This is a genomic window from Ruegeria sp. CDSC054 (assembly GCF_059610645.1).
In genome coordinates this window covers 693,396-707,385 of the sequence record NZ_JBXWOA010000002.1, presented here as the reverse complement: position 1 = coordinate 707,385, position 13,990 = coordinate 693,396, and the positions used below count along the sequence as shown (strand labels likewise).

The window sequence follows — 13,990 nt, the reverse complement described above, 5'->3', positions numbered from 1 at the left end:
AGTTTCGTCGTCGCTATTGGCGATGAGGTGGCTTGGCTTTGCCCAAGGAACACCAAAAGAAGGTGGAGAAGCACGATCGCCCAAGCTGGTCGGCGCTCCAAATCAAAGACATGAAAGATGAAGAGTTCACATTAACGGGCGAGATGTCGCCTGAGCCCAGCCTTGCAACACGGGGTATTCCAAGGAGGTCGACACATAGCTCCAGAGGCGGAGCTGTTATGCAATTGCCTGGGCAGATTCGTCCGAGGATCGTTCAATATGAAAGTAAGCTGGAAGAGCGGGTGTTTTTCCTGGTGCTGGCTAATCCTGCAGTGGCAAACTTGTGGGAGCAGCCACAATTCATCAGCTACCGCGATCAATCAGGAAATCGCAAAACCCACTTCATTGACTTTTTGGTTGAGCTAAAAAGCGGTCGTCGATTGGCCATAGCGGTGAAGCCGTGGAAGGTGGTGTTGGAGAAGAATTTCTTACGCGAGCTACAGCAGATTCGCGCGGCCATGCGCAAGGATTTTGCCGATGACATTGTGTTGGTGACGGAGCGCGATTTCACCCGCGCAGAGGCTCTCAACGCACAACGTTTCGTTGAGTTCTCAAAGACGCGAAATTCAGCGCATCAGGCTCATCTCAAATCCATCATCCGTGACGTTTGTTTTCCAGTAACGGTCGACGAGCTGTGCCAGTTGTTGGCGCTCGGAGGCGCAGGGTTCAGGAGCATCGTGATCGCGGTCTTTGAAGACGTTCTAGCGGCCGACAGAAAGCATCTGATTGATCTCGACACTTTGCTTTCGAAGGGAGGTGCAAAATGAACCTGCCTTTCAGAGTGAGTGTCTTTGGCCTGCTGACCGTAGATGGTCGGAAGTACAAATTAGAACGGAAAACCGACTTTGGTTACCACTTCGAAGATTTTGATGAGACTGGCCGAAACCTGTCTCTCACATTCGATGAATTTGCCGACCTTCTTCAAAGGTCCGATGTGACCTTTGATCCTGGGTATTCTATACCGGAGCGTCAGGATGTGCGTATGAGTGCGGGTGTTGAGGCAATTGCAAGCCTGCCGGATGACGTGAGATCTGAAGTAGTATGGCGCTTCTCTTGGGTCGACGGGTTTTACCAGTTCGAGCGTGATGATGAGGCGAAGCGGACAGATTTCTCACTTCAGAGTGTCATTCCTTCCATCGAGGCCCATGTGAACAAACAGGCACGGGCTGCCCAAAGCAATTGGCGGAACCCGAGGGCTGGGAAGAAAAACGTTTTCCGTGATCCTCCCAGTCCAAGAACCCTAAGAGAATGGGTTAAACGATACGAGAAAGCAGGCGGCTCTCCGCTCGGGTTGATCCCGGGTACACATAGGTCTGGCAACCGGACTGCGCGGTTCTGCCTGGAGGCTTCGAGATTGCTGGGCGAATGCCTCGAAGCCTATTTGACCCGGAAAAGACTAACCAAGAAGAACGTCGCGGATGTGTGCCGGGACCGGTTTAAAAGTGTGAACGAGCAACGAGCGGTGGAGGGTAAGCCGGAGCTCACAATTCCTTCGCGGCGCAAAGTTGAGCGCGCACTTTCTGAGCTTGATCCGTATTTCACATGCGTCCAACGGCATGGCGTCGACTACGCCAATCGCAAGTACGCGCTCTATGAAGAAGGTGTCGCAGCAAGCTACCCAATGGAGCGTGTTGAGATCGATGAATGGTGCGTTGATCTAATCTCGATATTGGCCGAGCGCGGGGCCCTGGACCATTTGAGCCCCGAAGAACTTGCAAAGCTGCACCGTGGGCGTCGCTGGCTCTATCTCGCGATCGACTGTGCGACGCGATGTGTGGTGGGGATGAGACTGGCGGAAAAGCCGAATTGCCAAGACGCCATGGCTCTGTTGTCCGACATCACACGTGACAAAACGGACCTTGCGATAGCGGCTGGCTGTAAGTCGACCTGGCATCACCATGGCGGTTTAAGTTCCCTGGTAACCGATTTGGGCGTTGCATTTGTGGACGATGCGTTTCGAAGTGCTGTCTTTGATGCGCATGGGGTTGTTGAGACGCCACGCGGAGGGCTACCGCGTTTGCGAGGGCGCGTGGAGCGGATCTTTCGAACCTTTGGGACGGCCCTGATGCCGCTTCTCGCGGGTCGCACTTTTTCCGATCCTAAAGAGCGAGGAGACTATCCTTCAGAAAAGATGGCCTCTCTTTCAGATGATGTGCTGATGGAAATCCTCATCCGCTTTGTTGCAGACGTGTATCACAACATGCCGCACCGCGGGCTGAACGGCGAAACACCCAACAATTGCTGGAAACGCCTCGCCGAGAAAATGGGCGTTGTCACCAAGCTCGCAGAAACCACCAGGCGTCGAGCTTTCGGTTTAAAGTACAAACGGTGTGTCACAGGCAAGGGTGTTGAGTTATTTGGCATCGACTACACCTGCCAGGCACTGCGTGAGTATTATGTGCACGACCGCCGCCGTCACGTTCATATCAAAGTTGACCTGAACGATCTTGGTTGGATCATGGTTCAGATCGGAAAAAAGTGGTTTGCGGCGCGCGCTCTGCAGAAGTGCTTCGATGGAGTATCTTATGAACAGTGGGAAGCGACTGCACGTCAGCTGCGGCTGAAGCACAAGGCCGAGGCCGTGCTTCAGGAGAAGACTGTCTCTGACGCATTGCATGCCATCATCCAAAAGAACTCAGAAGAAGAGCGTCGGTTCGGGGCTGTCCTGAAGCGTCAGACACCGGCTGGGCTTAGACGAGCTAGGGAAGATCTGTTCCAGAGTTTGAGCATCGAAACGGATGATCCTGAAGGCTTTGACCTTCCGCCAGAGCCAGATCTATTCGGCCATGTCATCCCGTCATTGGACGAAGGAGAAAACACCACCGAAGTTACAGCTGGTCAGGGGCAAAGCCCCAATGGGGATCGTCCCAGACCTTCGAAATGGAGGATTGAAAATGACTGATCTCCCTGGCGATCCATCTGATGAGATTGACGCTCAGATTGCGCGTCTTCGAGACATGTTCGTTTCGCATCAGGTGTTCCACGATCTCAAACTGGTTTTTGACCGTCATCTGCGCCAAAGACGAGCGGCTATCCGATTGGGTAGTCGCAGCGAGGCGCGCGGTATTGCTCTGATCGGGGCGTCAGGCTGTGGGAAATCCACTCTCGTAGACCGCTTGTTTGACAATCATACTGACCTGATCCTGCCAACGGAGGGCTTGGACGTGGCGGAAGTGATCCGGCTATTGGTGCCGTCACCAGCGACGCTAAAGAATGTTGGCACGACGATCCTGTCCAGTCTGGGATATCCGCTCACTCGTGACAAGTCGGTGGGCATCATATGGACGCAGGTGCGTCAGTTTCTCCAAATGCGAAGGACCCTGTTTGTGCATCTGGACGAGGCTCAGGACCTCTACATCAGCAAAGGCGTCAAAACCCGCAATGACGTGGTGAACACCCTGAAGTCTCTGATGAACGATAAGGATTGGCCGGTTGGACTCGTTCTGTCTGGCACGCCCGATCTGATCGAGATGATCAATTCGGATGTTCAGCTTAAAAGGCGCATAGATGTTGTGCACCTGGGTGCAGTGAGTTGGATTTCCCACGAACCCGAGATCACAGAGATCTTTACTGAGTTCGTTGGGAAATCTGGTCTGATACCTTCCATCGAACTTCAACAGAGAGAGTTTCTCAAGCGGCTGGTCCATGCAGGTGGCAATGAGTTTGGATTGTTCATCGAAATGTGTCTGAGCGGGATAGAAGAGGCGCTCTATGACGGGGAAACCAAACTCCGACTTGGACACTTTGCAGAGGCATTCCGGCGCAAGTCGGGGTGTATCCCTGCATTCAACCCGTTCCTTGCCCAAGACTACCTGAGCATTGATGTCAGAACCATTATGGGCTGGTTGGATCCTGATGACCCTTCGCCGGATGGAGGAGTGTCATGACAGCACTACTCGCTCTGACTTTGACTCATCATCACATGGAAACCCCTGCCTCTTATGTCGCCCGCCTGTCACGCCGCAATCGCAGTATTCCGAGGGAGTTCTGTTCAGATCTGGGTCTGAGATGGCCCCATATCTGTTCGGCCCATCCGGATCAGCTGGAGCGACTGTCTCAACTCGCTGGGGTGCCACTTGAGGCGTTGGAATTGGCGGCATCCAGATTGGTTGGCCCTTGTCGGTACCGCGTCGGGTATTCCTTTGCCACCACAGGTTCGTTCCGCCGGGCTACCACCCGAACCTGTCCCAGGTGTATTGTGGATGTCATTGATGGGTCGGGTCCCGAGAACGCGTTTCAACTTGTTGAGTGGTTGGTGCTTCCGATTGGGACCTGCGCAAAACACGGCGTTCCGCTGCTCCAGCTTCCCAACGCGTCATACGTACATCGCACCTATGATGTGGTTGAACAAGTAACGCGTCACCAATATCTGATCTTTGAAGCCGCTCAAGACGCAACATCGCTTGGGCGATCCTCGTTTGAAACCTACCTGAGCCGCCGAATTGAGTTTGGGGTCGCTGGTGACTGGTTGGACTCGCTGGAGCTGACGCATCTTCATCAGGCCGCTTTGACATTAGGTATGGCGATTGCCATGGACCGCGGCGTCGGCCGCTCGGATTTGGACTTTGAACAAGAGCGTACTTGCATGTCGGCTGGTTTCGAGGTTCTGAAGAGTGGGCCGGAAGCCCTGAAATCTGAGTTGGAGCGTGCCAGGCGCCGGTCTTCCACCAAGCGGTCCTATTTCACGACAGATATGGGCGAATTCTACACCTGGCTTAAGGAAACTGAAGAGGACCCGGCGACAGCAGTCCTCAGGGCTTGCGTGCAGGATTTTGTGCGTGAAAACTATCCGCTGCAGACCGGTGCGAAAGTTCTGGGTACGGAGATCTCAGCACCCAAACTCATTACGCTTGAACGCGCGCGGGAGCTACATGGGGTCGGCGAGGTTCGGGTGCGAGGTATTCTCGCCCATCTTCGCGGTAAAAATGCGAGTGACCTGTCAGACATGAAAGATGTCAGCCATGAGGATCTGGCCGCCGTGCTCGATTTCTGGTCCGGATTGCAGAATATCAAATCCACCGCGAACCAGCTGAACATCCATCCGGTCCAGGTGAAGGCGCTGATCCGGCATAATGTTCTGGAATCCTATCGTTTTGGAACGTCTCTGCGCTATGTGCCAACATCTTCAGTACAGGACTTGCTGACCCGGCTTGCAGGTCTGCGCATTGCCTCTCGGGCACGTCATAGGCTGCCCCTCTCGGAGTACAGCCGACAGAGCAGGGTGGCCCTGGCTCGCGTTGTCGCCGATTGGGCAGCAGGCCGACTGACCGGCGTTTGGAGAGATCCGGACGTAGAGGGGTTGGCTGGAATCCTTATCGACTGCGCTGAGATCCTGGAGAAATCGGAGCGCGTGTTTTCTGGCGATCTGTCGCTTCTGGATGCGGCGGCGCGCTTGAGAATTAGCATCGGCTCAATCCGGCTATTGCGAGATGGTGGATACCTGAATCAGATAAAACTGCGAAATCCGGACACGCAGCATTATCGTTGCTACATCACTGAAAAGAGTATTCAGACTTTTGAAAAATCCTACGTAACGCTGGGCCAAATGGCAGAGCAGTTTGAGATCGCGGCGATCCATTTGGCTCCAGCGCTGGACCGAAGGGATGTTGAGACAATCCCCTGTGAAGCTGGGTTTGTTCGTGCTTACCCGAACGAGACACGGGATGTGGTTCGGGAACTGGCGAACTGAGTAACGAGTTAATCTGGTCTGATGATCTCAACGGATATTAGAACCAGTGCGCGCGGCGGAGTTGGCCAGATGCTCTGCCGCGCATGCTCACCAATAATAGTGGGGTTTGGGACATGATAATGCCGCCTCCGATGGCCATAGTTCCGCGGTTGCTTGCCTAGTTCCTGTTGACAAAAACTGTGTTGTACCTTCCCAGATGGCTGTCTTGACACTGCGAGAAACACGATGACCCGTCCAACTTTCACCTCTAGCGTTTCGCCTGAGATCGAGCAGGTCATCCAATCTAAGCTTACCGCTTTGGAAGCGGATTATGATGTCCGAGTGCTGTTCGCCATTGAAAGCGGCAGCCGTGCTTGGGGTTTCCCGTCCCCCGACAGTGATTACGATGTACGCTTCATCTACGTACATCGGCCAGACTGGTATCTGAGCATTGAACCCGGCCGCGATGTCCTCGAACTGCCAATCGAGGGCGATTGGGACATAAACGGTTGGGATATTCGTAAAGCACTTGGTTTGTTGATCAAACCTAACCCTGTGATGTTGGAGTGGTTATCCAGTCCTATCAGGTACAGATGGAATGATACGATATGTGAACGGCTGATTGCCTTCGCAGCCAAGACGACCTTCGTTGAATCCTGTCTGCACCACTATCGCAACCTGGCACAGAAACAGTGGGACAAGCATGTTGGTGAGAGCCTGGATGTGAGCTTCAAAACGTATTTCTACATCCTGAGACCCGCTTTGGCGATCTCGTGGATCCGGCAGATACCCGACACGCCACCGCCCATGAACCTGCATGATCTCATGAAAGATCAGGACCTGTCTCCCAACCTAGTAGGGCACATTGACAGGCTTTTGACTTTAAAAAGCAAAACCAAGGAAATGGGTCGTGGACAGCGCATAGCGGTCATTGATGAATTCATACACGATCAAATGGCGTGGGCATCCGTAGTGAAAAAGAACGAAGATCGCCACGACCTCATGACCGAGGGCAATAACTTGCTGCGGCACATCGTGAGAAAAGAAGCGGGACTTGGTTTGTGATCTAACGATGGCCGCAACGGGCCAAACTGCTTCGGTCGTCTCAACGGCCACCTGAGTCAAAGTGCGCGGCGGAGTGATGTGATGCTTCCGCCGCACATTCTCACCAATAGTAGTGGTGGGGTTTGCGCCCATCGGGCCAGACTAGGTCGTCAGGATCAGCGCCTTTCAGGATGCCGAACGCAAGAGACTTGGATTTGCGTCTCGTTGGACGCGTGTGAAAGGTGATGTCGTGACAGCGTGGCCAATTGCCGAGCCAGCGGACATCATCCGGGTCTTTTCCGAGACGACGGCTCAGACCTAGGCGTGAGTACCCGTTCCCAAGCACGGTACGGGGACGTTTGCGTTTGTAATGGGCCATGTCATTGGCCTTTCATGCAGTTTCTGAACTACATGGCACCCTCCATCGGTTGGCTCGTTGGTTTTGGGCTGGGCTCGGATAGACGGCGGAAAACGCAGCCGGTCTGAATATCGGACTGGGCGAACAAGATCAATGGGGCGGGAAAAAGCCGCTCAATGTGGTGTTAGGTGATTGAGCCGGTAGGCTGTGGACGGACGGTCCACTCAACCAGAGATCGCTTCACATAACACCCGTTCAGTGATGTTCATATTTTGTTACGGGAGCGCCAAACATCCTTGGGCTGCGAAATTCCGGACGCTGCGACGGACCGGCAGCGCCCCGGCTGGCGCCAAACTTCTAACTGTCGTCACCCTCACTCTTGGCGAGTGACCTGTTGCCACCATTCCCGTTGGGTCGAGCTGCTTGGGGAGCAATCGGCGGATTGCAGCCTGAAGCGAACATAGTTCTGAATTTAATTTTTTTGAAAGCAAACGTTTATTGAGGTAGATGCAATTCGTCCCTTGTGGGCGAGAACTTCTGTTCACGGCTTTTTTAGCCGATTGCGAGACCGGAGATCGACATGGTAATGCGTTTTGACCGAACCGCGAGCTTTGCAGCCGTTGAGAGTTTATTATCCAATGACCGTGGCCTGTCCAAGCATAACACTAGTTTTCTATTGAGATCTCGAATGGATTTTCACTAACCAAATATATGGCGTAACCGGCTCCAAAATGAGCGACATCATCGGCGAAGCTGATGCGATTATTGGAACTAGACGTCGCGATGCCAGTTTGCAGCTATTCAACGATGGTCTGACCTGGAAGGCACTTGCGAACGCCATGCGTAAGCCAATTCAACGACAAAAAGTGATGGTCGTATTACCCGGATTTACACAAAGGAGATGCATTAATACCTTGGATCAATAACCTGGACGAGCCATCCCTTTGCCCAAACGGCTCCAATTGCCTCAAAGCACATGGCTTCTATCCATTTAATAACAATGCAATATAAATCTCGATCGAAGTGAAACAAACTGACCCCACACCGGTTTCAATTCCTGGCGCCCAGTCAAAAGTTGAAAGAATCAGTATTATTTACTATCATACGTAATATTAACTTTTCCGATTTGACGGAGATTTTGTTGTGAAATTAGCTTTGGTATTTGTCGTTTTGCTCGCTTTGCTGTTTGCAGCATCCCCTTCTTCGCTGCATTCACAGGTTGGGTGCGACCCTTCGCGCGAATCGTGCCGATAAGATAGCGATGTAACATCATGTCTACGGACGGTATGCACGACGTTGTCGCGCTGATTTTTGGCGTCGGCATAATCATTGCGTTTTCTCATGAACGTTTTAACCGGATTTCCTACGAGACCGGCAAGCGTCTTGATCGGTTGGTCTTGTTCCTGACGCCGGATAAACTGCGCGCGCGTCGACAGGTTACATATGCCTATTTCATCTACACGCTTTCGCTGATCATCCTCTATCTGATCCTGTGCGCCTATGCCGAGGTTCTGTTGCCCCTGATCGGCGGCCAAAGCCTGTTGCCCGAGATTGGGGCCAGCACGTTGCCGACCGAGGCGTCGACAAGCACGGCCCCTGTGTCAGACGCCTCATCCGAACCGACCACGGGTTTTGCGCCGATGGGAACGTCAGCGGTCGAATTCTGGATAGAAAGCCTTAAACCCGCCGTGAGTTCCGAGCCCGCGGACGCCAGGTCAGGCATCAATATCGCGCCGGAAGTGTCCATGGGACTGGCCCTTATCATGGTAGGGCTGGCACCATCCATTAAGGCGCTGGTTCGCGTGGATGAATGGCTGCGCATGTTTGCGCATCGCGTTGCAGGAATTCCGACCTGGGTCATCGACACCTCGGACGCATTGCGGTCGAACGCCAAGGTTCTGCGGTTCTTCACGGATGGCGAAGAAGATTACTCCAGCGAATATTTGATTTCGGAACCCGAGCGCAAACGGGTCATGGACCTGCACGTCAAGGCCAAGCCCTTTCTGGGCAATTTGGATGATTTCATCCTGAATATCGAAGTCATCCTTGTGGCGTCGGCCTGGTTTCTGGATGAAAAGCTGCGGATCACGGGGGCTGGTGACAAAAACCGTTTCGAGGAAATCGAAAATGAACTGCGCCGCCGCAAGAACGAGTTGTTCAGTTCCGCGAACAACCCCGATCTTTCCTATGAAGACTGGGATGCGATGGCCACCGCTGCGGATGAGTTGGCCAGCGATTTCTGCGTGCTGATTGCCCTTTACGACGAACAGGACGTTATTCAACCCTATGATCAACGCCCTGCTCCCACCGAAAGCCAGCGCCGCGCGCGGGCCAGACTGCGGCAATTTGTAGACGTCCTTTACAAAAACAAGACCGAACCGCTGATGCAGCGTCGGGGCAACAATCTGGCACTGTTCTGGACGCTGGCAATCGTGCTGATCTGGACGATCGCCTGGGCCGTACTGTGGCCGGGGCGTGCGGAATTCAACCTGACATGGGGCTTGCTCAGCAGCGATACATATCTCAGGATCAGGCTGTATTCAGTCAACGCATTCAACACCTACTGCATCGCCACAATCGTTGCGATCACCATTCGCTGGGTCCGCATGACTTCGGTCGCTGAGGACGGCCAGCGAAAGTGGGAAAACATGCGCTATCCCAACCACTGGACGCGATGGCTGCCGCAGGCCCTGGGCCTGTTTTTGATTGCCTTCCTGGTTTCTACGGCATTGAACATCGCGGTGCAGATATGGCTCACGGAAACCCGAACCACCGAAGCAGAAGCCTGGCGCATGACATTCGAAGAGTTCATGACCTCGATCCGCTGGCGGTTTGAATACATGGGTCCGATTTCCTTCCGGGCGGCCTGTCTGGCGGTGCTTGTGATTGTACTTTTGGATGCAAGGCAACGATTGTGGACGGATGCCGGGCGGTACGAGCAGAGACAGCGCAAGGGGCGTCCCTCTAGCGACCAGCTGAAATCGAATGCTAAAATCTGGCGTCAGCTGTCGTTTCTGGACAGTCTGGCCTGGGTCGCGATGGGTGTGATTATGATGCTGATCATAACCCCTGTCATGCGCTATCTGTCTTTTCTGGCAGCTTCTCAGGATTATCCGCGGCCGTTCGATCATATTGACGCCGGGCTAATGATCTGGGCGACGCTTTATACCGTTGTTCTGGCGGCTTTGGTGATGTTCTGCCTGTCCGAGGTTCTGACCCGTCGTGCGTTCTATCGTGCCCCGAAAGAGACCGCAGACGGCATACCTTCTGACGTTGTGGGGGCTGAGAAATGAAAGCCATTGCCCGGATCACCCTGCTGAGCCTGATCTGCCTACCTGCGCTTGCGGTTGGACAAGATACCCAACCTGAGGCCGTTGAAAACGAGGATCGAAACGTCATCATGGGCGCGCGCACCGATGTGCCGCCCTTTATCTGGAAAGACAAAAAGAGCCAAAAATACCGCGGGCTGTTCTGGGATATCTGTGTCGAGGCACTCGTGCGTTCAGATCGCCCGTTCGACACCGTGCCAATCTCGGCCGGGCAAAGGGCGGACCTTTTTTCCAAAGGCAGTTACTGCACAAATGAGAAAGAAAAATACGATTCATGCACTGCCGAGATCGGGACAGTGGACCTGTTATGCGATCCGACCACTGTGAACCTGAAACGGATGCAGACGTTCACGGAAATAGATGCCGACCAAACAGGTGAAAGCCTGCACCGGTTTGTGTTTTCTCCCATCCTTTATCTGGCAAACGGGTCGTATTTCCAGTTGGGGTATCCCAGAAGGGTTTATCGGGAAAAGCTTGCGAAAGAACTGGAACGTCGATGCGATCAGTTTCCGGGGTTGGACCCTGTCTTTTGTGGCAAGCGCGAAAACCCCACCGGCCTGGAATGGCTTCGCCGACCCGATCAGTCGTTGTTTGACAAGAAGCCAAGTATAGACTGGAAAACCGCCTGCGATGCTATCCTGAACGCCATGACAACAAATCTGGAGTTGCCGGAATCTACCGAAGATCAGAAGCGCAAAGTTTGGCCTCCGCAAATCTGGCCAGAGCCGGACCCGGTAGAGCCTGAGTTCGAAATTTGGGGGTACCTCGACGGGTCGACCATCGGACCATCAGTTGTCAAAGCCGCCGAACTGGCGCCTTCGTCCGTCGGCATTTGCACCCAAGCTTTTGACTCACATACCTTGGCGACCGAGGCGTTCTGCAACGGCAAGATTTACCGCTATTTCGGAGATGTCGATCTGGTTCGGGCAGCGGTCGACACCTATCGCGCCAACAACACGGACAATGACTGCCTCGCAGATGAAACGCCATCTTCCCGCGGGACTTATGAACCCTATGCCTTGGTTCTTTCCAACGAAAACAGCGGCTTCCCCGAGGATTTCACGCTGGCGCTATATTCCATGTTCACCGACGGCACGATTGCCCAGATGTTCAACGGGCGGTTCGGGGAAAGACGGCAATCTCAATACTTAGAAACATTGTTCAGAATTAACAGCATACCAACCGGCAACGTGAATCCCGAGGAATAGAACGGCAAAGTTCTCGCTATCTATCTGGCTGTTTTGAATAAAAACCCTGCTGCCTCGTAGGGACAATGAATTTTCCCGGACCGCCACGGTCCTCGTTCTGCATTTTGATGACCGGAGAAAGAATTGTGCCTGGTGCTATAGACAAAAAGTTCATTACAGCGCGCGGTGTCCGCAAGGACTGGGTCGATTTGAGGGATCAACCGTTTGTGCCCGGCCTGTCCATCCTTTTGGACAGTGTGTCACTTGACCAGAACCTAACGGATCCCATCCCTGGCACGGATTTGAGGCAGCCGATCTTTGGCGTCCGCAATCAAAAGCACACACAGCGTTGCGTCGGATATTCGCTGGCCGCTTTGATCGACATTCAACGCTGTTTGCAACTGCTGCGCCGCTCCGACGGACAGGCCAAGTTGGATCAGAAAAAGGATACACTTCGCACGGATATCGCCAGCGCTGACATGCTGTACCGGATGGCTTATTTCCATGACCGTTACCCGGACAACAACGAGCAGCAGGAAGTCGCGGGCATACGCTCGCTCCGTTCTGCCGTAAAGGGGTTCTACCATCACGGTGCCTGTCTGGACTGGCCCATGGACACTCAAGCCACTGAAGAAAGCAGGTGGCAAAGCACAAGCTATTTCCCGCAAAGCAAAAACAATCAAACCTATTACCCGTCTGTCGCCCAGGCGAAAAAGGCGCGTGAAATCGGGTTAGGGGCCTATTTTCGCCTCGCATCATCGCTCAACCACTATCATTCGGCGCTCAACCAGGCCGAGGCTGTATTGGTCTCGACCCAAATCCATGACGGCTGGCTGAACGTGACAGCAGCCAACGGAGGCATCATCCCTTGGCCCCCCAAGGAAAGCTTGATTGGATATCATGCGGTGGTTCTGACAGGATATGACAGCAACGGGTTTCATGTTTTGAACTCTTGGGGTTCGGACTGGGGCGGGTACCGTGGACAAGCGGGCATCGCACTTTGGTCGTACGCGGATTGGGCAAAAAACATCATTGACGCTTGGGTTCTGCGGCTTGGTGTGCCTGCACCAAAGGCCTTTGACGTCTCTATCGGCGAACAAGGGTTAAACGGGCTGTACCAACCCATTCAATCCGGTTCGACACCCTGCTTCGAATTGGTCGGCCATTTCATGCATCTGGACGATGGTCTGCACGTATCGACAGGATCCTATCCCTCGTTCGCTTCCAGTTGGGGAAAAACCTGCGACTACCTGAAAAGTACCTTGACACCCAAGCGGACAAAGGCCGCGAAATCAGAGCACCCGTATAAGGGTGTGCTGGTCTGGATACCTGGCAGTCTGGAAGGGATAAAACCTGCCTTCAATGCGGCTGCGGCGCGCAAGCGTGCGATTAAAAAGCTGAATCTGTATCCCTATTCCATCTTCTGGTGCAACAGTTTCGCAGAAACCTCGCTGGAGGTTTTTGACGTCCTCTTTGACGACTGCGAGCAACAGGCCGGAGAACGCGCTCAGCATCTGGACGCGCTGATTGAAGAGCGCGTGCGCGGCATCGGCCGGGCCTTTTGGCGGGAAATCGAAACCAGCGCAAAGAAAACCTTGCGCGGCCCCACCGAACACCCGACCGAACCACAGAAAACCGACGATCATTGGCCGGGCTATGTAACCTGCTTTCTGCGCGGACTGATGGAGTTGAAGGACGAAACGCAGTGCGAAATTCATCTGGTCTGTGAAGGCGCCGGCGCGTTGGTCGTTCACGAAATGCTGTTGATGATTGCCGAGGACAGAAAAAGACCGGCTGAACGGCAGCTTCTTCCTAGCCACGATGCCTCGGCCCTTTTCGATACGCTGCATCTGGTTCATCCGGTTATCGGTCTCGGGCGTGCCAACCGGTATCTGACACCCTGCCTTGAGGCGATGAACGGCGGACAGACCGGCAAGCACCGATCGCCCAGTCGGTCGCAAACGCCAACGGTCACACCGCGGGTCGATTTGTCCGACAAGCAACTGTCGGACATCCGGGGCCGGATTTACGTGCCCGCCCCGAGCCTTGAGAAGAACCTGCGCTTTGGCCGTTACAGCAAGCCGCTGCTGCATCTGGTGGCGCACGTCTTTGAAGACCCCAACTATATCCTGTCGGAAACCGGCACTGTTCAGCGCGGTCAGCATCGTGATTTTCTGGGTGCCGCCAATATTGCGGGTAGTCAGGATTTTCCGGCCCAATCGGCGATTTTCCAGCTCAACCGCATATCGAACCAATCCGAAACCGGCGATCCGGTAACGCAATCGGACCTGATGCGGGACCCCACAATTACCGAAAGCATTTTTCAAACCATCCGGGACTGCCGCAGGTAGCCCGGTGTATCAGC

The 13,990-nt window shown here is 54.0% G+C and carries 10 protein-coding genes; 9 read left to right on the top strand and 1 reads right to left on the bottom strand.

The window, feature by feature from the left end:
• Positions 1 to 32: 32 nt before the first annotated feature.
• From AC2FGC_RS07415 to AC2FGC_RS07395, 5 genes are all read left to right on the top strand, one after another.
• Positions 33 to 806 (top strand): TnsA endonuclease N-terminal domain-containing protein, encoded by a 774-nt coding sequence (locus AC2FGC_RS07415; protein WP_496781842.1) that lies wholly within the window; start codon positions 33 to 35, stop codon positions 804 to 806.
• The gene (locus AC2FGC_RS07410) at positions 803 to 2,941 is read left to right on the top strand and encodes a TnsB C-terminal domain-containing protein (RefSeq protein ID WP_496781839.1); all 2,139 of its coding nucleotides are present in this window, start codon (positions 803 to 805) and stop codon (positions 2,939 to 2,941) included. Before AC2FGC_RS07415 ends, AC2FGC_RS07410 begins: the two co-directional genes overlap by 4 nt.
• A complete protein-coding gene (locus AC2FGC_RS07405; RefSeq protein WP_496781838.1) occupies positions 2,934 to 3,926 on the top strand; it encodes an ATP-binding protein in 993 nt (330 codons plus the stop codon). The genes AC2FGC_RS07410 and AC2FGC_RS07405 overlap by 8 nt, the downstream gene beginning before the upstream one ends.
• A complete protein-coding gene (locus AC2FGC_RS07400; RefSeq protein ID WP_496781835.1) occupies positions 3,923 to 5,728 on the top strand; it encodes a TniQ family protein in 1,806 nt (601 codons plus the stop codon). Before AC2FGC_RS07405 ends, AC2FGC_RS07400 begins: the two co-directional genes overlap by 4 nt.
• Before the next feature lie 225 nt (positions 5,729 to 5,953).
• Entirely contained in the window at positions 5,954 to 6,772 is an 819-nt protein-coding gene (locus AC2FGC_RS07395) for a nucleotidyltransferase domain-containing protein (RefSeq protein WP_496725321.1), read from the top strand.
• 100 nt (positions 6,773 to 6,872) lie between these two features.
• Here the strand turns inward: AC2FGC_RS07395 and AC2FGC_RS07390 are convergent, their stop codons facing one another.
• On the bottom strand, positions 6,873 to 7,130 hold the full coding sequence (locus AC2FGC_RS07390) for a hypothetical protein (protein WP_496725323.1): 258 nt from the start codon (positions 7,128 to 7,130) through the stop codon (positions 6,873 to 6,875).
• 710 nt (positions 7,131 to 7,840) lie between these two features.
• On the opposite strand from AC2FGC_RS07390, the gene AC2FGC_RS07385 reads away from it, so the two are divergent.
• The 4 genes from AC2FGC_RS07385 (at position 7,841) to AC2FGC_RS07370 (ending at position 13,976) form a co-directional block, all read left to right on the top strand.
• A complete protein-coding gene (locus AC2FGC_RS07385; RefSeq protein WP_496781833.1) occupies positions 7,841 to 8,035 on the top strand; it encodes a hypothetical protein in 195 nt (64 codons plus the stop codon).
• Between the two features lie 345 nt (positions 8,036 to 8,380).
• On the top strand, positions 8,381 to 10,402 hold the full coding sequence (locus AC2FGC_RS07380) for a hypothetical protein (RefSeq protein WP_496725327.1): 2,022 nt from the start codon (positions 8,381 to 8,383) through the stop codon (positions 10,400 to 10,402).
• Positions 10,399 to 11,646, top strand: coding sequence for a type 2 periplasmic-binding domain-containing protein (locus tag AC2FGC_RS07375; protein WP_496725329.1), 1,248 nt, complete (start codon positions 10,399 to 10,401; stop codon positions 11,644 to 11,646). Before AC2FGC_RS07380 ends, AC2FGC_RS07375 begins: the two co-directional genes overlap by 4 nt.
• Positions 11,647 to 11,771: 125 nt before the next feature.
• Complete coding sequence (locus AC2FGC_RS07370; RefSeq protein WP_496781830.1) at positions 11,772 to 13,976, top strand: hypothetical protein; 2,205 nt, start codon at positions 11,772 to 11,774, stop codon at positions 13,974 to 13,976.
• Positions 13,977 to 13,990: the final 14 nt, after the last annotated feature.